This window comes from Rhodospirillales bacterium (genome assembly GCA_018666775.1).
Taxonomy (GTDB): Bacteria; Pseudomonadota; Alphaproteobacteria; order SMXQ01; family SMXQ01; genus JABIXC01.
The window spans coordinates 90,047-112,127 of record JABIXC010000007.1 but is presented as its reverse complement, the minus strand read 5'-3'; the positions used below and the strand labels follow the sequence as shown (position 1 = coordinate 112,127).

At 51.7% G+C, this 22,081-nt stretch carries 18 protein-coding genes; 14 read left to right on the top strand and 4 right to left on the bottom strand.

Translation table 11 applies throughout. From position 1 onward, the window contains the following. Window positions 1-66: 66 nt before the first annotated feature. The 7 genes from prfA to clpB all read left to right on the top strand — a co-directional run bounded on the left by prfA (window position 67) and on the right by clpB (window position 9,798). Window positions 67-1,125: a peptide chain release factor 1 gene (gene prfA / locus HOJ08_02775; protein MBT5672363.1), complete on the top strand. Its 1,059-nt coding sequence runs from the start codon at window positions 67-69 to the stop codon at window positions 1,123-1,125. Further along, a complete protein-coding gene (prmC, locus tag HOJ08_02770; GenBank protein MBT5672362.1) occupies window positions 1,122-2,045 on the top strand; it encodes a peptide chain release factor N(5)-glutamine methyltransferase in 924 nt (307 codons plus the stop codon). Before prfA ends, prmC begins: the two co-directional genes overlap by 4 nt. A 185-nt stretch (window positions 2,046-2,230) precedes the next feature. Then, a complete protein-coding gene (locus HOJ08_02765) occupies window positions 2,231-2,917 on the top strand; it encodes a DUF4167 domain-containing protein (GenBank protein MBT5672361.1) in 687 nt (228 codons plus the stop codon). A 130-nt stretch (window positions 2,918-3,047) separates the two neighbouring features. Continuing rightward, window positions 3,048-4,205, top strand: a complete 1,158-nt coding sequence (locus HOJ08_02760; GenBank protein ID MBT5672360.1) for a glycosyltransferase — start codon at window positions 3,048-3,050, stop codon at window positions 4,203-4,205. Next, window positions 4,206-6,137 carry an asparagine synthase (glutamine-hydrolyzing) gene (gene asnB, locus HOJ08_02755; GenBank protein ID MBT5672359.1) on the top strand — a complete coding sequence of 644 codons (1,932 nt, stop codon included), beginning with the start codon at window positions 4,206-4,208 and terminating at the stop codon, window positions 6,135-6,137. Continuing rightward, window positions 6,125-7,030, top strand: coding sequence for a methyltransferase domain-containing protein (locus HOJ08_02750; protein MBT5672358.1), 906 nt, complete (start codon window positions 6,125-6,127; stop codon window positions 7,028-7,030). Before asnB ends, HOJ08_02750 begins: the two co-directional genes overlap by 13 nt. Window positions 7,031-7,161: 131 nt before the next feature. Continuing rightward, window positions 7,162-9,798 (top strand): ATP-dependent chaperone ClpB, encoded by a 2,637-nt coding sequence (gene clpB / locus HOJ08_02745; protein MBT5672357.1) that lies wholly within the window; start codon window positions 7,162-7,164, stop codon window positions 9,796-9,798. Here the strand turns inward: clpB and HOJ08_02740 are convergent. After that, window positions 9,784-11,142, bottom strand: coding sequence for a peptidoglycan DD-metalloendopeptidase family protein (locus HOJ08_02740; protein ID MBT5672356.1), 1,359 nt, complete (start codon window positions 11,140-11,142; stop codon window positions 9,784-9,786). The two genes, clpB and HOJ08_02740, sit on opposite strands and share 15 nt — an antisense overlap. A gap of 311 nt (window positions 11,143-11,453) precedes the next feature. Here HOJ08_02740 and HOJ08_02735 point away from each other — a divergent pair, with 311 nt between their 5' ends. The 4 genes from HOJ08_02735 (at window position 11,454) to HOJ08_02720 (ending at window position 16,806) form a co-directional block, all read left to right on the top strand. After that, window positions 11,454-12,401 (top strand): thiamine pyrophosphate-dependent dehydrogenase E1 component subunit alpha, encoded by a 948-nt coding sequence (locus HOJ08_02735; protein ID MBT5672355.1) that lies wholly within the window; start codon window positions 11,454-11,456, stop codon window positions 12,399-12,401. Between the two features lie 3 nt (window positions 12,402-12,404). After that, window positions 12,405-13,451: an alpha-ketoacid dehydrogenase subunit beta gene (locus HOJ08_02730; GenBank protein ID MBT5672354.1), complete on the top strand. Its 1,047-nt coding sequence runs from the start codon at window positions 12,405-12,407 to the stop codon at window positions 13,449-13,451. Window positions 13,452-13,584: 133 nt separating this feature from the next. Continuing rightward, window positions 13,585-15,069 (top strand): radical SAM protein, encoded by a 1,485-nt coding sequence (locus tag HOJ08_02725; protein MBT5672353.1) that lies wholly within the window; start codon window positions 13,585-13,587, stop codon window positions 15,067-15,069. 234 nt (window positions 15,070-15,303) lie between these two features. Next, the gene (locus HOJ08_02720; GenBank protein MBT5672352.1) at window positions 15,304-16,806 is read left to right on the top strand and encodes a B12-binding domain-containing radical SAM protein; all 1,503 of its coding nucleotides are present in this window, start codon (window positions 15,304-15,306) and stop codon (window positions 16,804-16,806) included. A 2-nt stretch (window positions 16,807-16,808) separates the two neighbouring features. Here HOJ08_02720 and HOJ08_02715 read toward each other — a convergent pair whose 3' ends face one another. Together HOJ08_02715 and HOJ08_02710 are read right to left on the bottom strand one after the other, a co-directional pair. Then, window positions 16,809-17,753, bottom strand: a complete 945-nt coding sequence (locus HOJ08_02715; GenBank protein ID MBT5672351.1) for an NAD-dependent epimerase/dehydratase — start codon at window positions 17,751-17,753, stop codon at window positions 16,809-16,811. A 14-nt stretch (window positions 17,754-17,767) separates the two neighbouring features. Next, window positions 17,768-18,937, bottom strand: a complete 1,170-nt coding sequence (locus tag HOJ08_02710; protein ID MBT5672350.1) for a DegT/DnrJ/EryC1/StrS family aminotransferase — start codon at window positions 18,935-18,937, stop codon at window positions 17,768-17,770. A gap of 161 nt (window positions 18,938-19,098) precedes the next feature. Between HOJ08_02710 and HOJ08_02705 the strand changes: the two genes are divergently transcribed. From HOJ08_02705 to HOJ08_02695, 3 genes are read left to right on the top strand one after another with little or no spacing between them, the layout of a single operon-like run. Next, window positions 19,099-19,845, top strand: a complete 747-nt coding sequence (locus HOJ08_02705) for an NTP transferase domain-containing protein (GenBank protein ID MBT5672349.1) — start codon at window positions 19,099-19,101, stop codon at window positions 19,843-19,845. A 3-nt stretch (window positions 19,846-19,848) separates the two neighbouring features. After that, a complete protein-coding gene (locus tag HOJ08_02700; protein ID MBT5672348.1) occupies window positions 19,849-20,853 on the top strand; it encodes a kinase in 1,005 nt (334 codons plus the stop codon). After that, the gene (locus tag HOJ08_02695; GenBank protein ID MBT5672347.1) at window positions 20,846-21,463 is read left to right on the top strand and encodes an NUDIX hydrolase; all 618 of its coding nucleotides are present in this window, start codon (window positions 20,846-20,848) and stop codon (window positions 21,461-21,463) included. Before HOJ08_02700 ends, HOJ08_02695 begins: the two co-directional genes overlap by 8 nt. A 7-nt stretch (window positions 21,464-21,470) precedes the next feature. On the opposite strand, the gene HOJ08_02690 is transcribed toward HOJ08_02695, so the two are convergent. Further along, window positions 21,471-22,052, bottom strand: coding sequence for an HAD family hydrolase (locus tag HOJ08_02690; protein ID MBT5672346.1), 582 nt, complete (start codon window positions 22,050-22,052; stop codon window positions 21,471-21,473). Between the last annotated feature and the right edge of the window lie 29 nt (window positions 22,053-22,081).

Sequence of the window (22,081 nt, the reverse complement as noted above, 5' to 3'; positions counted from 1 at the left end):
AGGAGAGAACGCGTGAGTGTGGACAATAAAAAAACAGGGTCAACGCGACCGGCATTTGAAGAAAAGCTGGATCAGGTATTGGCGCATCATGCCGGGATTGCGGATCAGCTTGCCGATAGTGCCGAATTGCCGTCCACTGAACTGGTCCGGCTTTCAAAGGAATATTCGGATCTTTCAGACGTTGTGGAACGCATTGGGGAATGGAAGGAAGCCACAGCTGAAATTTCCGAACTGGCGACCATGATTGCCGATGCGGGCGAAGATGATGATCTTCGCAAAATGGCCGAAGGTGAGTTCGAAGCGCTTAAACAGCGCATCCCCACCCTTGAAGATGCCATTAAATTGTCATTGTTGCCCCGGGATGAAGCCGATGAGCGAAATGCAATTCTAGAAGTACGGGCCGGAACCGGCGGTGACGAAGCGGCATTGTTTGCCGGCGATTTGTTCCGAATGTATCAGCGCTATGCCGAACTTCGTGGCTGGAAGTTTGAAGTGATGGAAACATCAGAAACAGACCGGGGTGGCTATAAGGATGCAACGGCATCGATATCGGGCAATGGCGTGTTTTCGCGGTTGAAATTTGAATCCGGGGTCCACCGGGTTCAAAGGGTGCCCCAAACCGAAACCCAGGGCCGCATCCATACCTCTGCGGCCACCGTTGCTGTTTTACCAGAAGCCGAAGAAGTGGACGTGGACATCAATGAAAAGGAATTGCGGATTGATGTGTTTCGGGCATCTGGCCCCGGCGGGCAATCGGTGAACACAACGGATTCTGCCGTGCGCATCACCCATTTGCCAACGGGCATTGTGGTGTCCCAGCAGGATGAAAAATCGCAGCACAAGAACCGGGCTAAAGCGATGAAAATTTTGCGCGCCCGTCTTTATGATCATATGCGCCAGCTTCGCGATGACGAACGCGCCGCAGATCGTAAATCCCAGGTGGGGACGGGGGATCGATCTGAACGCATCCGCACCTATAATTATCCCCAAGGGCGGGTCACCGATCATCGGATCGGCCTGACCCTGCACAAGCTGGACCGGATCATTGTTGGTGAAGGGCTGGATGAAGTGATTGAAACCCTGATTGCCGAAGATCAGGCCAGCCGGTTGGCCGCCTTGAAATGACACAATCCCTGGAAGCCCTTTTGCAAAATGCCAGTGCGGCTTTTGCCGCTGGCGGGTTCGAAGGCCCCCGCATGGAGGCAAGGGCATTGGCTTCTGGGGTTCTTGGGTTGGCTCGCGAAGCAATGGTGGCCCATCCCGATATGGAAATTGTGTCTGGCGACATCAAAAAATTTAACAATGCCGTTGATCGTCGTTTGGCCCATGAACCGGTTGCCAGAATTATCAACGAACGGGAATTTTGGAGCCTTTCATTCTCCCTTGGTCCCGATACCCTGGTGCCAAGACCAGAAACGGAAACGTTGGTCGAGTCCGTTGAGGCAGAAATTCAAGATCATGACCGAACATTTTCCATCCTTGATCTTGGGACAGGAAGTGGTTGTTTGCTGTTGGCCTTGTTGTCGGAATACCCCAATGCGGTTGGCCTTGGCATCGATTGTGCCGAAGGGGCTCTCAGAATTGCCGAGACCAATGCCAAAGCGCTTGGCCTTGATGGCAGGGTTCGGTTCCAATGCGGGAATTGGGGTGAGGGACTTGATGGTCCATTCGATCTGATTGTTTCCAATCCGCCCTATATTGCAGACGGGGATCGCGACCTTTTGGCGGCCGATGTGCGCGACCATGATCCGGCGCGTGCTTTGTTTGCAGGCCCGGAGGGCTTGGATGCTTACCGTGCCATTGCCCCGCAAATACGCGACCTTTTAGGCCCATCCGGGGTTTCGGTTATCGAATTGGGTGCGGGCCAAGGGGGGCCTGTCAGGGCGATATTTGAAGAATTCGGTCTTGTTGCGCACCGCTCACGGGCTGATCTGGCAGGCATTGAAAGGGCACTTTCCCTTATAAACCCCCTTGAAAACCGTGGGGTAGAGCCGGGGGGAATAAAAGTGAAAAAAAAGGTTGGAAAAGCGGGGATTCCCGTCTAGTTTTGCGGACGTTGAGTACGCGCACTGGGTGCGCCGCTCCCATCCTGGAAAGTCTAGCCACATTGTGGCGGCACCGGATCCGAATTGGGGTCTGGGTTGTTTCGGCAAAACCTTAAGTAATGCCGAAGGTGAGGGGAGCCAACAAGTCAGATAACTCACAACCACAAAAAAAGTTGTCATACCGCATGAGACAAGTATCGAACGGAAAAAGACCCCGTGGACGACAGCAGGGTCGCAATAACAAGCCATCCAACAACAGAAACCATTCTTACGATTCCACTGGCCCCGAAGGCAGGGTGCGCGGCAACGCGAGCCAGGTTTATGAAAAGTATTTGGCCATGGCCAGTGATGCACAAATGGCAGGGGATCGGGTTGCATCTGAAAACTATTTTCAGCATGCAGAACATTACTACCGAACCATGAATGCCCAGTTGCAGGCCAACCAGGCCAACCAGGCCAATCAGGCCAATCGCGGCAATCAGCCCAATCAGGGCCAGAATCAGAATCAGGGCCAGAATCAGAATCAGGGCCAGAATCAGGGGCAACAGCAACAGCCCAATAAGCCCTCTCAGCCACCTGTTGAGGTGAATGGTGCTACCGAACCAGCCGCACCGCCGCCTGCAACAACTGAGGCCAATAGGGCCGAAGACGGGGATCAGCCAGATGCTGCCAAAATTGTCTCTCCATCAGAACTGATCCGGGAAATTTCGGAAAATGGTACGGACAATGGTGATGGGGCTGATCAAGCAGCCGATGATGGGGCCGCCAAGCCAAAGCCGAAAGCAAAACCCCGGCCATCCCGACGCACCCGTGCGGCACGCCATGCTGCCGATGAAAGCAAAGAAACCGACACCGGCAGCACTGCTGCGTAACGTTTTTTATAGCGGTGAATTCTTGTCCAATACCGCGCCAGGGCTTAGATTAAGCGCAAGCTTAATCATTGGCGCAGCGCTTAACTGCGTGTAACAGACAATTGAGATTTGGGTGGGGCTTGGGCGCATTTTGAAGGTTCTTCACATCATAACCGGGTTAGAGGCTGGTGGCGCGGAAGCCATGCTTCTAAAGCTGCTGACGCAGTTTAAAGAATCTGGGCCTGGTTCTCCCGACGCGGAGGTTATTTCTCTTTCAAAACCGGGCCCCATGGGCCCGCCCATTCGCAAATTGGGTATTCCGGTGACCAGTCTTGGCATGTCGGTCGGACCCAGTATGTTCTGGAAATTAAACCGTCTTAGAAAAAAAATCATAGCAGCCCAGCCCGATGTCATCCAAACTTGGATGTATCATGCTAATTTTCTGGGGGGGATCGCTGCGGCAGCCGGGGTCAAAAAAATACCACTTATTTGGGGCTTGCGTCAGTCAAACCTTGACCCCCGGCACAGTAAAAAAAGTGCTTTTTTATCCGCTTGGTTGGGCGCGAAGACTTCGGACTGGCTGCCAGATAGCATTCTTTGTGTTTCACAATCGGCCCGCCATATTCACGAAGCCATGGGTTATTGCACCGACAAGCTGACGGTCATTCCCAACGGGTTTGACTTTCGCCGATTTCATCCAGATCCCGCCGCCCGTCAAACAATTCGAAAAGAGATTGAAGCACCATTGGATGCGCCATTGGTTGGCTTGTTCGCTCGATTTAATCCACAAAAGGACCACCGCACTTTTTTGCGTGCTGCCGCCCTGTTACATGAACGCCAGCCCAATGTGAAATTCGTGATGTGTGGGACAAGCGTCAAAAATACTAATTCTCATTTGCGTAAACTGATCTGGAATGCTGGCTTGTCAGGGTCTGTGTATCTGTTGGGACTTCGTAATGATATCCCCCGGTTGACGGCATCGCTTGATGTTGCTGTGTCCTCTTCAGCCTTTGGGGAAGGGTATTCCAACACCATCGGAGAAGCATTGGCGACAGGCATTCCTGTGGCGGCCACAGATGTTGGGGATTCTGCGTCTATCGTGGGTGAAAACGGAAAAATTGTTGTCCCCGAAGATCCCGATGCGTTGGCAGGGGCCATGTTGGAATTGCTTTGCTTGCCTCAGGAAGCCCGCGAAAAATTGAGCGGCAATGCCCGTCAAGCCATGGAACAAAAATACTCGATCAAGGCCATCGCGGATCAATATCGTGCGCTTTATGACAAGGTCACTGAACAGGGAAAGGTGACATAAATGTGCGGCATTGCCGGATTTTTTGACCTCGCTCGTGGCCAGCCTAAAGGCGCGCTTGAACACATTGTGAAGGGAATGGCGGCAACCTTATCGCATCGTGGTCCCGATGGTGCTGGCACCTGGGCCGATGGGGCGGGGGGCATTGCTCTTGGGCATCAGCGTCTTGCGGTAATTGATTTAAGCGCCACTGGTGCCCAGCCTATGGCATCGAATGATGGGCGGTTCGTCATTGCCTATAACGGCGAAATTTATAATGCAGAAGAGCTTCGCGGTGCGCTTGCAGCTTCGGGTGGGCCAACACTTCGCGGCCTCTGCGATACAGAAATCCTGCTGGAGGCTTGTGCCTGGTGGGGCGTGGAAGAAACGCTAAAGCGCGCTGTCGGCATGTTTGCATTTGCCCTTTGGGATAAACGTGAACGCCGACTGTTTCTGGCCCGGGATCGGTTGGGCATAAAGCCGCTATATTGGGGCCGCATGGGGCGGACCATTATGTTTGCATCCGAGTTAAAGGCACTGGTGGCGCATCCTGAATTCAAAGGGGAACTGGACCGGGATGCGGCGGCTTCCTATTTTCGCCATGGCTACGTTCCCACCCCTGCCACCATATATCGCAATGTCTATAAATTATGCCCAGGCCATATGCTTGAATTTGGTGTGGATGGGGTTGCCAATGACCATACTTGGTGGGATTTGCGCGCCATTGTTTCTCAAACGACACAGGGAAAGGTGGTTGATGAGGGAGCATCTCTGGATGCACTGGAAGCCCAATTGCGCGAAGCCGTGCGTTGCCGGCTTGTTTCCGACGTGCCGTTGGGGGCATTTCTTTCAGGGGGGATTGATTCGTCCACCGTCGTTGCCTTGATGCAGGCCGAAAGCACCGCCCCGGTTAAAACCTTTACCATTGGCTTTGATGAAGCCGATTACAACGAGGCAAATCACGCCCGCGATGTTGCTGCCCATTTAGGGACAGATCATACGGAATTGACCGTGCGCCCCGATGATGCCCGGGCGGTTATCCCTGATTTGCCAATGATGCATGATGAACCCTTTGCCGATGTCAGTGCCATTCCAACCTTTCTGATATCAAAGCTTGCCCGTGAACACGTGACAGTGGCGTTGTCGGGGGATGGCGGCGATGAATTATTCGCGGGCTATGATCGATACCGCCTTGCCGGGGTGGCCAGGCTTGGGTTCGTGCCGCCGGTTTTGCGGCGCGCCCTTGGGTCCATGATCGGGGCTTTGCCCCCAGGCGCCTGGGATACCTTCTCCCGCCCTATCCCCATCCGGTTTCGCCCGCCGGCACTTGGCGATAAATTGGCAAAACTTTCCCGGGTTTTGCAGGCATGTGATGATGATGCCGTTTATCGGGCCATCTGTGCGCAATGGTCAGAACCAAATGTTCTGGTGCCAGGCGCATCGGAAATTCAGGGAGCCATTTTTGATGACACCCTGAGGGGGGATATCCCCAATTTTCTCTCGCGTATGCAATACCTTGATACGGTGACCTACCTGCCCGATGACATCCTGACAAAGGTGGATCGGGCATCCATGGCGGTGGCGCTTGAAGCCCGCGTGCCGTTGCTGGATCACCGGGTGGTGGAACATGCCTGGCGGATGCATCCTTCGTTTAAACGCCGGGGGGGTGTTTCAAAATGGGCCTTGCGCCAGATTTTATACCGCCATGTTCCCCGTGAATTGGTAGATCGGCCAAAGATGGGTTTCGGCGTTCCGGTGGGGGATTGGCTGAGAGGCCCATTGCGCGATTGGGCGGAAACCTTGCTGTCACATGAGCGATTGAAAAATGAAGGGGTTTTGAATGCCGATGTGGTCAGCGCTCATTGGCAGGAACACCTTTCAGGGCGGCGCAATTGGTCTTACCGATTATGGACGATTTTGATGTTTCAGGCGTGGAAAGAAAAATGGAAAATCTAAGCAAGTTAGAGGCTTTTAAAGCGCTGTTCCCCTGGTGGTTCAAGATTGCCACCAAAGTTATTTTGGCGCGCCTGCCGGTGGGTGGACGGATATGGCAAATGATTGGCCTTTTTCGGCCCGGTGGCATGCTGGATTCTGATTATGCCATAGGGGTGTTCGATCGTTGTTACGAGGCAGCCGGAAACCCCCCGCCGGGATTTACCTTCCTTGAACTCGGCCCCGGTGACACCCTTTCATCCGCCGTGATTGGCCGTGCCCGAGGTGCCAAATTTGGTTGGCTGGTGGATGCAGGCTCCTATGCATCGCAAAACTTGTCTATTTACAGTGAACTTCTGGTCAGGCTTTCAGAAGAAACCCCAGATGCCGGTCTTGGGCAGCTTCGAAAAGCGCCCAATGTGCAGACGCTCATCAATTTGTGCGATACGGCCTATTTGGAAGATGGGTTAGAAAGTCTAAAAAAAATTCCCGATGATGCGTGCGATTTTATTTTTTCAAATGCGGTTTTGGAGCATGTTCCAAAAGAACAATTTTTTCCGATCATGGTTGAATTTTTTCGCATTTTGAAGCCCGGAGGCATCAGTCCCCACATGATTGATTTCAGGGATCATCTTGGGGGCGACTATAATAATCTTCGGTTTGCGGAAAAATTATGGGAAGCGCCGTGGTTTTCACAGCGCTCTGGTTTCTATACCAATCGATTGCAATGCTCCGAAGTGGAAGCAATTATGAAAGATGCAGGGTTCAACGTAACCCTATCTTCGGTGTTGCCTCGCGATTGCACGCCATCTGATCGCAGCACGTTTAATGCATTGTTTTCAAACCTTGATGATGGTGTATTCACCGTGAAAGAAGCCATGGTTATTCTTGAAAAACCGCGAATAACCGCGAAATAATCACCCTTCCTCTTGTCTTTTTCTGATTCGTTCCCATATAAATTATACCCATTTATTTAAGGGGTTAACGGTTTCATTGTAATCGCGCTGTATATGTTTTGGCGCGAAGGATCTAGGTCGGGGGCCATATTATGGACTTTGAAAAATTTACAGAACGTTCACGTGGCTTTATGCAGTCCGCCCAAAGTCTTGCTGTAAACAGCAAGCATCAGGAAATGGCGCCCGAACATCTTTTGAAGGTGTTGTTGGAAGACGAAGAAGGTCTTGCTGCCAATCTGATGACCAAGGCTGGCGCTGATCCGAAGGCGGCATTGAAAGCGACAGAAGCGGCGTTATCAGCCCGGCCAAAGGTAGAAGGTTCGGGCCAGTTTTTCATTGGTCAGGAATTGGGGCGCGTTCTTGAAAACGCTGCCAAACTTTCTGAAAAATCAGGCGATAGTTTTGTCACGGCAGAGCGTATCTTGTTGGCCCTTGTCATGGCCGTGGGAACGGATGGGGCCAAAATTCTGAGCGACAGTGGTTTGACACCCCAGAATCTGAATGGGGCCATTGAAGATGTGCGCAAGGGGCGCGCCGCCGACAGTGCGACGGCAGAAGACAGCTATGACGCCTTGAAAAAATATGCCCGCGATCTGACTGAGGCGGCGCGCGACGGAAAACTGGACCCGGTTATTGGCCGCGATGATGAAATCCGGCGCACCATACAAATTTTATCCAGACGCACCAAAAATAACCCGATCTTGATCGGTGAGCCTGGTGTTGGCAAAACGGCCATTGCCGAAGGCCTGGCGCTGCGCATCATCAAGGGGGATGTGCCTGAAAGCCTGAAGCATAAAAAACTGCTGAGCCTTGATCTGGGTGCATTGATTGCCGGTGCAAAATTCCGGGGTGAATTTGAAGAACGCCTGAAGGCGGTGTTGCAGGAAATCACCGCCGCCGAAGGTGAGATTATTTTGTTTATCGATGAATTACACACCCTGGTGGGGGCAGGTGCGGCTGAAGGTTCCATGGATGCATCCAATATGCTGAAACCGGCCCTAGCGCGCGGCGAGCTGCATTGTGTTGGCGCTACCACGTTGGATGAATACCGCAAGCACATCGAAAAGGATGCCGCCCTTGCGCGCCGCTTCCAGCAGCTTTTGGTGTGTGAACCAACGGTGGAGGATACGGTCTCAATCCTGCGTGGGTTGAAGGAAAAATATGAACTGCACCATGGGGTCAGAATTTCAGATTCTGCCCTTGTTGCGGCGGCTGCGATGTCGAACCGCTATATTTCTGATCGTTTTTTACCCGATAAAGCCATTGATTTGATGGATGAAGCATCCAGCCGGCTGCGCATGGAGGTGGATTCAAAGCCTGAAGAAATTGACGAGCTGGATCGTCGCATCATTCAGTTAAAGATCGAGCGTGAAGCCCTGAAGAAAGAAGATGACGCGGCATCAAAAGCGCGGCTGGTTGCCCTGGAAACGGAACTATCCGGCCTTGAAGGGCAATCCTTGGCGCTGACGGCGACGTGGGATGCCGAAAAAGAAAAGCTGGCTGGGGCGCATAAAATCAAGGAAAAGCTGGATCATGCGCGTTCTGAGCTAGAGATTGTTGAGCGCGAAGGCGATCTGGCGCGTGCCGGAGAGCTGAGCTATGGCGTTATCCCGGAGCTTGAAAAAGAACTGGCCGCCAAAGAAGCGGTTGAAGCAGGGAAATCAGCCAAGGAGGAAGTGACCCCGGAAGCCATTGCCGCCGTGGTGTCACGTTGGACCGGTATTCCCGTAGACAAAATGCTGGAAGGAGAGCGTGAAAAGCTTCTTTCCATGGAACACAGTTTGGGTGCCCGGGTCATTGGTCAGGAAGTGGCCATTGAGGCGGTTTCCAATGCGGTGCGGCGTGCCCGGGCCGGGTTACAAGACCCCCACCGGCCCATTGGATCGTTCATGTTTTTAGGCCCGACCGGTGTTGGCAAGACGGAACTGACCAAGGCATTGGCAGAATTTATGTTTGATGATGATGCCGCCATGGTTCGCATCGATATGTCGGAATATATGGAAAAACATTCCGTGGCGCGCCTGATCGGCGCACCTCCGGGCTATGTTGGCTATGAAGAGGGTGGGGCGCTGACCGAAGCGGTTCGGCGCAAGCCCTTTCAGGTGATTTTGTTTGACGAAATCGAAAAAGCCCACAGCGATGTCTTCAACGTTTTGTTGCAGGTATTAGACGATGGCCGTCTGACCGATGGCCAAGGCCGCACCGTGGATTTCACCAATACCCTGATCATCATGACATCGAACCTTGGCTCTGAATTTATGGCAGCAACTGCTGTAGAAGACGAAGATGATGATCCCGTTGCCATGCGCGAAGCGGTGATGGATGTGGTTCGTGGCCATTTCCGGCCTGAATTTTTGAACCGTCTGGATGAGATTTTACTGTTCCAGCGTCTGACCCGTGAACAAATGGGGGCAATCGTTTCCATTCAGTTGCATCATCTGGAAGGACTTTTGGCGGATCGCAACATTACCCTTGATCTGGATCAAGGCGCGCAGCGCTGGTTGGCCGATACCGGGTATGATCCGGTGTATGGTGCCCGCCCCCTGAAGCGTGTGATCCAGAAAAGCCTGCAAAACCCGCTGGCGAACCTGATTCTCGATGGCACCGTGGCAGATGGTGAAACGGTCAAAGTGACCTCTGGCAAAGACGGGCTTTTGATTAATGGGAAACAGGCTGTCGCCGCCCAGATTGCCGGTGGCTCAATGCCGCCTAGATTAGGGCCGGCTTGATGCCGTTTCTCCAAGGTTCGTGAAGGCTTTGTCTATTTCGCGCCGTGCCGCCATAAACCGCTTTAATTTTTTACCTTTAAGCTTTTGACCCGTTGGTAATTTTAACCCCAATGGGTTGATGCGCCGATTGTTGCGCAGAATTTCATAATGCAAATGCGGCCCGGTTGATCGCCCTGTTGTTCCGACATAGCCAATGGTTTGGCCCTGGCGAACCCGGCGTCCGCGCCGGATGCTGCGCGCAATGCCCCGCATATGGGCATAGGCCGTGGAATAGGTTGTGTTGTGGCGGATGCGGACGTAAAGGCCATAAGACCCATTGCGCCCCGCTGCCACCACCACACCGCGACCTGCGGCCATGATGGGGGTGCCCCGGGGGGCTGCAAAATCAATCCCGCGATGGGCCTTCATATAGCCAAGAATGGGGTGGCGTCTGCGCCCAAATCGCGACGACAGGCGCGCGCCATCAATGGGGGTGCGCATCAATGCTTTGCGCACGCTTTCACCTTTGTGATTGAAGTAATCAAGGGTGCCGTCGCGCAGGCGGTGGCGATACAGGGGATAGCGCTTTCCCTTTAAAACTAGCGTAGCATAGATGACATCGCCTGATTTCGCCAATTTTCCTTCAGGGGTTAGCAACCGATCAAAGAGAACCTCAAACCCATCATTGGGATGGATATCACGCTGGAAATCGACATCGAAAGAAAAGGCGTGGATCATTTCAACAATCACCGGCACAGGGATTCCCGCTTTCACAGCATCGACATAAAGACTGGTGCGAATGGTGCCCGATGCCCGGGCCTGGGAATGGACCAGCTTTGTTTTGGAGACATAAGCCTCAAACCGGTTATCCCAAGACCGTGCGACGGCAACGGTCTTTGCGACATCGGGTTTGAATTCAAAACCCCGAAAAGAACGCCGTGCATCGGCGGCATCGCTTAGGGGGAGAAAAGCAATTTCCAGTTTGGTGCCCGGTGCCAAATCGCGGGGTTTGAATACCTTGCGCAGTGCCGCAATGGCCTTATAGGCCTCTTTTCGATTAACCCGGGCACGGGTCAGAACTTTCATCAAGGTGTCGCCGCGCCGCACAGAAATGGTGCGAATTTGTGGGGTGATCCGTGGCGCCGCCTCGCCCTCTGATCGACTAAGGGCCAACACATGGCGCATGGGGTCTATTTCATGTTCGTGATCGATTGCGGCCAAGGTGTAGGGGGTCTGGACCGGCATCAGCCATGGCCCCACCCATATGCCAAACACCCAGGTGAGCGCGCCAATAACGGCGACGGTGCCGAGCCCCGGCCGGAAGGAAAACAATGATTTTAAGGGGGAAATGGGGGATGGGGACATCAATTAAGCTTCTGATCCAGGCTTTTGAGGTTGCGCTCAGCGATTAGAATGGGGAGCAGCCGGGGCCTTGTCAACGGGCAGCGCTGTCGCTTAACGGATGATTGTCTGTCAATTGGCGGGTTGGGTAGGTTGGGCAGGTTGGATTGTGTATTTGGTTTTCAATGAGGTAGGATTGGGGCCATACCTATGTAGTAATTGTGTGTATACAGTCTGCGCAGTACAATAAACTTTCCGAGCAAACTTTCCAGGGCCTAAACCGGGTATTTCCAAGGGGATTTTTCAAATTGAGTGCAAATAATAAGGATGCGGTAGTGCCGTCATTGGATGTAGAGAAGGCCTATTCCATTCTTCGTCTCATTCGACGTGCCGAAGAGAAAATCGCAGAAATTTATCCCAGCGATAAAATTAAAAGTCCTGTCCATTTGTCAATTGGTCAGGAATCCGTCGCGGTTGGTATTTGCCAGGCCCTTCGCGCAGATGATGCAGCATCGGGCACCTATAGAGGGCACGCGACCTATCTCGCCAAGGGTGGCAACCTTAATCGCATGATCGCAGAGCTGTATGGAAAGTCTGGCGGCATCACTGGCGGCAAGGGTGGTTCCATGCATCTGATTGACATGGAACACATGGTTTTGGGAACGTCTGCCGTGGTCGGGACGACCGTCCCCATTGCACTTGGGTATGCACTGGCCTTTCAAAAAGAAGGAAAGGGCCGGGTGGTTGCGGCCTTTTTTGGTGACGGTGCCACAGAAGAAGGCGTGTTTTCAGAAAGCCTCAATTTTGCGGCATTGCATAAATTGCCTGTGCTGTTCGTTTGTGAAAACAATGGATATGCCATTCACACACCTTCAACGCGCCGTTGGGCACAAGATAAACTATCTGAACGCGTCGAAACCTATGGGATTCCCACAACGATCATCGAAGATTCTGATGTTTTTGCCATTCATGGGGCAGCAGAAAAAATGATTGCAGCCATGCGCAAAGGTGGCGGCCCGGGATTTCTGGAATGCAAAACCTATCGTTGGTACGAACATGTTGGTCCGAATAAGGATTATGATGCGGGGTATCGTTCTGAAAAAGATATGGAAAAATGGCGTGCAGCGGACCAAGTCGAAAAAGTGGGTGCAATGTTGCCCGCAGTGGATCGGACACGGATAGACGCAGAGGTTGAGGCGCTTGTTGCAGAAGCCATCGACTTTGCAGAGACCAGCCCGTTTCCAGAATTGGAACGGGTCTTTGATAACATCTATTCGGATTAAGCGATGAGCCGTTCTCTACAGTATGTTGATGCCCTTCAAGAAGCCTTCGCTCAGGAAATGGCGCTTGATCCCAGCGTTTTCATCTTTGGCCTTGATGTTGATGACCATAAGGCGATCCAGGGCTCGACCCGGGGGCTTTTGGAACAGTTCGGTCCAGAACGTGTGTTTGGCACGCCGTTGTCTGAAGATGCAATGACGGGTGTGGCGATCGGCGCCGCAATGGCTGGCATGCGGCCGATCCATGTTCATATTCGAATGGATTTTTTGATGCTGGCCATGAACCAATTGGTCAATATTGCGGCAAAGGCCCATTATATGTACGATGGTCAGGTTAAGGTGCCGTTGGTCGTGCGCAGTATGATTGGGAAATCCTGGGGCCAGGGTGCGCAACATTCCCAAGGTCTATATTCCATGTTTATGCATGTGCCGGGGCTGAAGGTTGTTGCCCCCTCCAATGCCTATGATGCCAAGGGCTGCATGATTGCTGCAATCCGTGACAACAATCCGGTTATTTTTGTCGAGCACCGGTTGCTCTATAACACTGATGCGGAAGTGCCAGAAGAAAGTTATACGGTGCCGTTTGGCAAAGCCCGAATTGCGCGGCCGGGAAGTGATGTTACCATTGTTGGCATTTCGAACATGTTCATGGAATGTGTTCGGGCGGCAGAAATTCTGGCTGATGCGGGGATTGATGCCGAAATCATAGATCCGATATCGTTGGTGCCGCTGGACCTGGAGACGATTTCAAAATCGGCGTTCCGTACAGGGAAACTGCTTGTCGTTGATAATTCCTGGACCACCTGTGGCGCCGGTGCGGAAATCGTCGCCGGTGTTGTCGAACGGCCCGATAGCGTACCCATTAAGGTAAAACGAATGGGGTATGCCCCAACGACCTGTCCGACGACCCCGGTTTTGGAAGATGTGTTCTATCCCAATCCCGGAACCATTGCCCAAGCGGCCTATCAGATGGTCAATGGCCCCAGTGATTGGGGGCCAGATCCTGAACGGGCCAAACTGACCTATCAAACCCAATTTCGGGGGCCTTTTTAAACGCGCTTTTCGTGTGGCATTTGGGCTCTTTTTCATTAAAAGGGGCCATCTGCGGCGGAAAAAAATGTGTTTGAGGGCGTGCCTTGTATGATACATTTAGCCAATCCATAACCAATTATATGACGTGATAGCCTTGAAAAAACTTGACGTTCTTTTTGTCACCCCGCCGAGCAGACTTGAGGTTTATCAAGGCTTGGCCACCGATTTGGCAGCGATTGAGCCGCCGGTATGGTCGGGTTTGATGGCTGAATTTTTGAAAAACCGGGGGTTTGGTGTTGGCATCATCGATGCCGAGGCTGAGGGCTATACCCATGAGCAAACTGCCAAGGCAGCCGCTGATTTTGATGCCAGTCTTGTGGTTTTTGTCATCTATGGGCAACAGCCTTCGGCATCAACCCAATGTATGCCGGGGGGGACAAAAACGTGTCGCGCATTTAATGAAATTTCAGATACCCCGACCTTGGTCATGGGGACCCATCCTTCGGCTTTGCCAAAACGAACCCTTGAAGAAGAGCCCTATACCTATGTTTGCCAGGGGGAAGGGCCTCTGACCGTAGAGGTGCTTGTGACTGTTTTGAAAAAAGGTGGGGATCTTTCAGCGGTGCCTGGGTTGTGGTACCGCGATGGTGATGGCGATGTTGCCTCCAATCCCCAAGCGGAAAAACTTAAAGACCTTGATGCCTTGCTGCCACGTCAGGCCTGGGAACTGCTGGATATGTCCCGGTATCGGGCACATAACTGGCATTCATTCCATGATCTTGATAGCCGGGGCAGTTACGCCTCGCTGCAAACCAGCCTTGGCTGTCCCTACAAATGTTCATTTTGCTGTATCAATACGCCTTTTGGCGGGGCAGGAATCCGGTATTGGAGTCCGGAAAATGTCATTGCACAGATTGATGAACTGGTCACCAAATTCGGTGTTCGGAATATCAAGATTCCCGATGAAATGTTTGTTTTGAACAAGAACCACGTTATCGGAATTTGTGATCATGTCATTGAACGGGGTTACGATCTTAATTTCTGGGCTTATGCCCGGATAGACACCATTCAGGACAAGTTTCTGGAGAAGCTGAAAAAGGCTGGTTTCAATTGGCTGGCTGTGGGTATCGAGTCGGCCAGCAAACATGTGCGCGATGATGTGACCAAAGGGCGCTTTGGTGATCATGATATCATCGCCAGGGTCGAAAGAGTGCGTGAACATGGCATTGCGGTCAACGCAAATTATATCTTTGGCCTGCCTGAGGATGACGAAGCAAGCATGCGCGAAACCCTAGATATGGCACTTCACCTCAATACGGAATGGGCTAATTTTTATTCTGCTATGGCTTATCCCGGGTCCGAACTTTATGAGGTTGCTTGCGATAAAAAATGGCATTTGCCCAGTGATCAGGGTGGTCCGGGCTGGATCGGCTATTCGCAGCATGCCTATGAATGCCAGCCTTTGCCGACCAATCATTTAAGGGCGGAAGAGGTCCTTGATTTCAGAGATCGAGCCTTCGATGAATATTTTAACAATCCCGCTTATCTTGCCATGATTGACAAGACCTATGGGCCAAAGGCTTCAGAGCATGTCACAGGAATGGCATCCCATACCCTCAAACGCAAACATCATGGATAACACCGTAATTGGTCTAGTGATCGGCCGGGTTCGATGGGCCTTAAAGGGTAGCTCAATTGGGTTTTAGGGGGATTTAGAAGAGATTTGTGGCGCGATTAGGCTGCGAATAGTTATTATATGCAAATAGTTTTTCTGTGCTAGAAGGGTGCTTGGAATAGGTGTAATAGAGCGGGTCTTCTTAATGGTCTTTTGTGTCGGTTGTTATGTGCCAAGCACATCAAAGGAGTATCGGGCGTGAAAATTGGGTTTCTTTATCCTTCCTGGACAAAATCCTACGGTTTGTTTGGCTATTTTGCCCGGAGCAATTCGAGCTGGCCGCCGATGAATCTTGCGCTTTTGGCAACCATTGCCAAGGATGCGGGCCATGATGCTTTCATCATTGATGGTGCCATTGATGATATGGACGTTGATGAATTGGTCGATGCGGTTTTGGCGGAAAAACCAGACATCATTGGGTTGACCACATACACGCCGTTTTTTCATGTTCAGGTCGAACTAGCCAAGGCGATCAAGGAAAAGGCGCCGGATATGCCGATCATTATCGGCGGGTCCCATGCCACCATCGTCAAGGAAAAGGCGATGTTGCCGTGCTTTGATTACGTTTATGCAGGCGAGGCCGAACAACATTTGGCAACGTTCCTGGATTCGCTGGGAACCGGTGGTGATCTCAGCACGGTGTCGGGCCTTATCTGGCGTGATGGAGGCGAGATTAGGGTTAATGAAACGGCTGTGTTTACAGGCGAATTTGATGTCATGCCCATTCCGGATCGTTCTCTTATCAAGCATGAAAAGTATTTTCTGGGAACCCTGGAGGGTCGGCGGCATTTTTCATTGGTGCAAACCACGCGCGGGTGCCCCTGGAAGTGTATTTTTTGTGCATCAAAGGAATTGAACACAACCAGAATTCTGCGGCGTTCCCCGGAATCCGTGGTTGAGGAATTGAAAATTGCCGTTAATGACTATGGCATTGAACATATTTTCTTTGTCGATGACGTCTTGACGTTCCAGAAAGAACACATTCTCAAAGTTTGTGATTTGATTGAAAAAGAAGGGCTGAAGTTCACTTGGGAAAGCAGCACGCGCGCCAATTTGGTAGATGATCCAACCATTAAACGCATGGCCGAATGCGGATTGATCCGTTTGTCTCTTGGCCTTGAATCCGTGGACCCATCCATTCGCGATACCATGAACAAGAAGGTGCCCTTGAAATATTATACGGAAGCCAACCAAATCATGAACAAGCACGGCGTTGAGGTTCTCAATTCCGTCATGATCGGGCTTCCTGGGGAAAGTGCCAAAACAGTGCACAGCCTTTTGAAATTCTTGCGTGATTCAAAGGAGATCAAACAGGCCAATCTGGCTGTGGCCGTTCCTTATCCGGGCACAGAATTTCACCGCATGGCTGTTGCGGGTGAAAATGGCATCAAGTTGCATACAGATGATTTTTCAGAATACCGGCGTTATGGCTCTGCCGTGACCACCGTTGGCGACTTGACACCAGAAGATCTGGTTGAACTTCAAAACGAAGGCTTTGTCAGTATTTATTCCGTCCCCTGGCGGTGGAAACCCATGTACGGGAAGCACGGGGTTATTGGCTTCTTGCTGCTGGGTGTTCGGATCTGGCAGTTAATGAAGTGGAAAACAAAGAAGCTGTTCAGGGCGATTTTTGGGACCGGTTTGCCGCCGGCTTTGGTGGCCGAAGGCCATCACGGGGATCCCAAAAACCCCAACGGTTAGCATCAGATATTGGCAAACCCTGAATTTCGGATCATCTGATAGCCCTTGATCAATTCCGCGATGCCAATATCCAGACCAAAGGCTGGGGCATATCCGGTTTTTTCGATTTTTTCATTGGAAACAATGTAATCCCGTTTGTCCGGGTCTTCGCCAATTTCGGCCTCGACAATGGTGAAATCGGGGACCTGCGCCTTGATTCGGTCGCACAGTTCCAGCTTCGATAGATTGGCGTCAGAAAGGCCTAAATTGTAGGGCTCGCCCTTCATTGTTTCGAAATTCTCAAGGGCATGGAGGAACCCTCGTGCCACATCACGCACATGAATGAAGTTGCGTTTAAAATGTCCCTCAAAGATTACGATGAAGCGGTCATTCACGGCCCGGTAAACGAAATCATTGACCAATAAATCAAGCCGCATGCGTGGCGACATGCCAAACACCGTGGCCAGCCGCAGGCTGATGGTGTTGCCAAAGGCCAGGCCCGCTTCTTCGGCTTCAACCTTGGTCGTTCCATAAAGGGAGATCGGCCGAAGCGGCGTTTCTTCGGTGCAGAATTGGCCTTCTTCCCCAATACCATAACCAGAATTGGTAATGGGCATGATGATGCGCTGATCTTTAGACAATAACTTGGTCAGGGTAATAATGGCATCACGGTTCGTGCTAATGGCGCCTAGGGTATCGCGATTGCACAGCGGGGCCCCAACCAGTGCCGCTAGGGGGATGACAATATCCGCTTTGGCAATCAAGGGTTTTAGGGTGCTTTCATCCCGGGCATCGCCACGGATCAGGTAAAAATCCGGGTGGTGACAGACATGGGACAGGCTGTCTTGGCGGAACATGAAATTATCGAGCGCCGTGACGCCAAAGCCCTTTCCCAAAAGTGCAGGAACCAGGGTGGACCCAAGATAACCGGCACCACCCGTGACGAGAATATTTTCATTTTGTGCCATAAGTTGTCGTTCCTTTAAGCGCAGGTTTTAGTCAGAACTTCATGAAGCCGTGTGATTTGCGGCGTCAGGTCAAATGGATGATTGCCAACAAAAAATCCATGATCATGGGCCCGGTTGGCATTGGGAAGATCATCGAGACAATCATAGTCGAAATATTTAATGACGTCGTGGCGGGGGAAACAGCCGCCCGTGATCATTCTAAATCCGATATCAGCTTCTTTCAATGCGACCATGACGGTATCGCGTGATGGGGTTACGTCAGTATTGAGAATGACCGTAAAGCAGAAGCTGGAACTGGCGCCATTTTCGCGCTGGATTTCAAAGCGATTGTCACCGGAAAAAAGCTTTTGAAACAGGGCCAGATTTTTACGTCGCCTGGATGTCATTGCGGGCAGCTTTTTGATTTGCTCTAACCCGATGGCGGCGGAAAGCTCAAGGGGGCGGACATTATAGCCAGGTAGAATGAAGCGATAGGCTTCGGAAAAGTCATCTTGTTTCGGCGGGCAAATGGGGCTGTTTTCCGGGATATCCCGTGTCCACCCATGGGATCTCAGAGATTTGCACAGATGAAAGAGTTCTTCATCATCGGTGGTGATCATGCCGCCTTCCATGGTCGAAATATGGTGGGAAAAAAAGGTCGAAAACGTACTGATATCACCGAAGGTTCCCGCTTTTTTGCCATCCAGTTCGGCATCCATGGATTCGCAATTGTCTTCGAAAAAATGAAGGTCATGGGCATCACAAAACTGCCGCATCGTATCGAGCGCCGCTGGATTGCCAAGGATAGAAACCCCCATGACCATTCGGGTTTTAGGCGTCAGCGCCTTTTCCAGTTGTGAAACGTCCATGTTGAGGGTGTCGCTTTCAACATCCACAAAACGAAGACGCAGCCCATATTGCAAAAGCGGGTAATACGTGGTGGCCCAGGCAATGGCAGGCACGATAACTTCATCACCGGGTTTTAGGGGGTGGCCTTGTTTAAAGGCTAGGGCGGCGATGCCGACAAGATTGGCCGATGATCCGGAATTGACCATGACGCAATGGCGGCGGCCGTGGTAGGCGGCGAATTCTTCTTCGAAGTTGGCGACGTTTTGACCAATGGTAAAGCGGTCACTTGCAATGACCCGCTGGATTGCATCCAGTTCTTCTTCACCCCAGGAACTGGCGGCTAATTCGTAAAACATTTTTTTACCTTTACTGATTGCCGGGTAAAGAGACCGGAATATACGCCGGCAAATGCATTCAACCCAGCCTGTGAAGGACGCCATTTTAGGGCGAATTCTAGCCAGTTATGTGGATGTATGTCATGATATAAATGAAATGACCAGAGCATTGGGCTAGGAATATGGACGAGCAGCAAGGTTGTTTGGCTGGGATTGATACTGTCATCCTTGCTGGAGGCAAAGGAACCCGAATTCGGTCGGTTGTTTCTGATCGCCCGAAAATTTTGGCACCTGTTGGCGGGCGTCCGATTTTAGAATGGATGCTGGATTGGCTGAAAATCTATGGGGCACGGCGCATCGTGCTTTCCCTTGGGTTTATGGCTGACAAGGTTGAGGAATATCTCGATAAACGGGCTGATGATGGCCTTGAAATTGTGCCCGTTATTGAAACGTCCCCTCTGGGAACGGGTGGGGCGCTTCGCTTCGCCGGAAACGCATGTGGGTCTGATCCAGTGCTTGTGATCAATGGCGATACACTGGTCGATGCAGATTTGTGTGGCGCGCTTGACCTTTATAAAGGTACCAGCGTTCCGGTATTGATTGTCTGTGCCAATGTCGATGACGCGCACCGCTTTGGCCGGGTAGAGGTTGAAAAGGCACGCATCCTGTCTTTCCACGAAAAAGATCCTACATGGGATAAACCTGCCTTTGTCAGCGCCGGCGTTTATCTGTTTTCCCGTGCAGCAATTCAGGAAATTCCAGAAAATCAGGCATTGTCTCTGGAAATTGATATTCTGGCATCCACTGGCCCGGGGACAATTGGCGCATATTCAAAGGATGTGACATTCCTTGACATTGGCACGCCCAGCAGTTTCTCTATGGCCCACAAAGCTTTGGAGAAAGGGGCTTTTCAGCGGGGAGACACGTAAACAATGATCATTAGTCGTACACCATTTCGCATTTCACTTTTTGGTGGCGGGACCGATTATCCCGAATGGTTTCTTGAACACGGCGGCGCTGTTTTGGGGATGGCCATAGATAAATATTGCTATTTGACGGTGCGTTCGTTGCCCCCTTTCTTTGCCCATAAACATCGGATTGTTTATTCCAATGTTGAGCTGGTCCAGGAAATCTCGGAAATACAACATCCAGCGGTTCGGGCCATTCTTGGCGAACTGAATGTAACGGGTGGGGTCGAAATTCATCACGATGCGGATCTGCCGGCGCGTTCGGGGCTGGGGTCCAGTTCTTCTTTCTCTGTCGGGTTGCTTCATGACATTCATGCGTCCCGGGGAAAATTGGTTACCAAACGGGCATTGTGCGAAGAAGCCATGAAAATTGAGCAGAAGGTGCTTAATGAATGTGTGGGTTGCCAGGACCAGATATGGGCAGCGTATGGGGGGCTCAATCGCATCGATTTCAGGCAAGATGGCAGTTTCTCAGTTAATCCTCTTGTTATGGGGATGGCCCGTCGTCAGGAATTGGTTGGCTCTATCATGTTGTTTTTTACTGGTTTTTCGAGGTTTGCATCAGAAGTGGCGAAAGAACAAATCGCCCAGATTGATGACAGCATGAGCGAACGCCACAAGATGCAGGAACTGGTGGATGAGGCATCCTCAATCATTTCAGGTGAGACCTTTTCCATCCCGGAGTTGGGTCAGCTGCTCCATGACTCCTGGACCCTGAAAAAGCAATTTTCTGACAATGTTTCTAACGATAAAATTGATGAAATCTATGATGCAGCATGCGATGCGGGTGCTCTAGGGGGGAAACTTCTGGGTGCCGGAGGCGGGGGCTTCATCGTTTTTGTTGCCGAGCCTGAAAAACAAGCCGCAATACGCGAACGCCTGAAGAATCTGGTCTATGTCGATTTCGACATTGATAACGACGGCAGTAAAATTGTCGTTTACGAACCAGGCGGGCTCAATAATGTCTGATCAGGGTTCAGACAGTGAGAAACCCGCTAAAAAATCCGCCCCTAATCCAGTTCGTTTGCTGAACAGGGATATTGGATGTCAAAACAGCAAATGGAATGTCTACCTTGACCATATCAGCGATGATCATGGGAACGAGGTTCGCGATTTTATCGTCCTTGGTGGCCAGGTTCGCCGGGATGATCTGATTGGGGGTGTTTGTATTTTACCAATCCTTGATGGGGCGATCGGGTTGCAGCAGTATTTCCGACATGCCGTAGCTGAAACCCTGTGGGAGGTTCCAAGAGGCTTTATTGATGAGGGCGAAACGCCGGTTGAAGCGGCTTTGCGCGAATTGAAGGAAGAAACAGGCCTGTCTTGTGATCTCGGCGATGTTGTTTCGCTTGGCTTTTATCTCCCTGAACCCAGCACCATTGGCGTTCGGGGGGCCGTTTTTGCAGCACCAAGCTGTCGATTGGGGGAAGCCCAGGGTGATCCTGAAATTGGTCTTGGGGGGGTATCTTATTTTTCAATAGATGAAGTCAGTGACATGGCACATACCTCAAAAATTCAGGATGCCGCCACTTTGATCGCATTTTACCGCTACGTTGATTGGTGCCAAAGATCAAGATAGCCCCGGATTAAGTTTTGTCTTTCATGATTTCTATGAGCGCTTGAATGGCCGTTGGGCCATCGGCCAGAATCATGTCTGGTTGGGGGCCTTGCGTTCCAATGCGCGCAAATTCTTTTTTGCCATGGCCGGTCAAGACAAGAACCGTGGTGCCAACCCCGGCATTGTGCGCTGCTTCTATATCCGTCAGGGCATCGCCGATGAAGGCACTATTGGCCAGATCAATCTCCAGGTCGGTGGCCGCCTGCAAGATCATACCCGGGGCCGGTTTGCGGCATGAACAAGCCGCACGATAGGGCGGTTCTCCAACATCGGGGTGATGGGGGCAATAATAGATGGCATCCAGGGATGCGCCGGTTTGGGCCAATTGGTCACGCATCACCCCATGAAGTTCTGACAAGGCATCCTCGTTCAATATCCCCCGAGCCACGGCGGATTGATTGGTGATGACGATGACAGGAATTCCCAAGGCGTTCAGAGAAGCAATTTCGCGTTCCATGCCAGCTATGATGGCCATGTCTTCTTCTCGGTGCAGGTAATCCACCGGTTCCAAAATGACCCCATCGCGGTCCAAAAATATGGCTGGTTTCATGGAAGTGTTCGCCAATCTTGCTAATTGAT

Coding starts and splice junctions, on each gene's coding strand:
- prmC (MBT5672362.1), top strand. CDS start 1,122: ATGACACAATCCCTGGAAGCCCTTTTGCAAAATGCCAGTGCGGCTTTT.
- HOJ08_02765 (MBT5672361.1), top strand. CDS start 2,231: ATGAGACAAGTATCGAACGGAAAAAGACCCCGTGGACGACAGCAGGGT.
- asnB (MBT5672359.1), top strand. CDS start 4,206: ATGTGCGGCATTGCCGGATTTTTTGACCTCGCTCGTGGCCAGCCTAAA.
- HOJ08_02750 (MBT5672358.1), top strand. CDS start 6,125: ATGGAAAATCTAAGCAAGTTAGAGGCTTTTAAAGCGCTGTTCCCCTGG.
- clpB (MBT5672357.1), top strand. CDS start 7,162: ATGGACTTTGAAAAATTTACAGAACGTTCACGTGGCTTTATGCAGTCC.
- HOJ08_02740 (MBT5672356.1), bottom strand. CDS start 11,142: ATGTCCCCATCCCCCATTTCCCCCTTAAAATCATTGTTTTCCTTCCGG.
- HOJ08_02730 (MBT5672354.1), top strand. CDS start 12,405: ATGAGCCGTTCTCTACAGTATGTTGATGCCCTTCAAGAAGCCTTCGCT.
- HOJ08_02715 (MBT5672351.1), bottom strand. CDS start 17,753: ATGGCACAAAATGAAAATATTCTCGTCACGGGTGGTGCCGGTTATCTT.
- HOJ08_02710 (MBT5672350.1), bottom strand. CDS start 18,937: ATGTTTTACGAATTAGCCGCCAGTTCCTGGGGTGAAGAAGAACTGGAT.
- HOJ08_02705 (MBT5672349.1), top strand. CDS start 19,099: ATGGACGAGCAGCAAGGTTGTTTGGCTGGGATTGATACTGTCATCCTT.
- HOJ08_02700 (MBT5672348.1), top strand. CDS start 19,849: ATGATCATTAGTCGTACACCATTTCGCATTTCACTTTTTGGTGGCGGG.
- HOJ08_02695 (MBT5672347.1), top strand. CDS start 20,846: ATGTCTGATCAGGGTTCAGACAGTGAGAAACCCGCTAAAAAATCCGCC.
- HOJ08_02690 (MBT5672346.1), bottom strand. CDS start 22,052: ATGAAACCAGCCATATTTTTGGACCGCGATGGGGTCATTTTGGAACCG.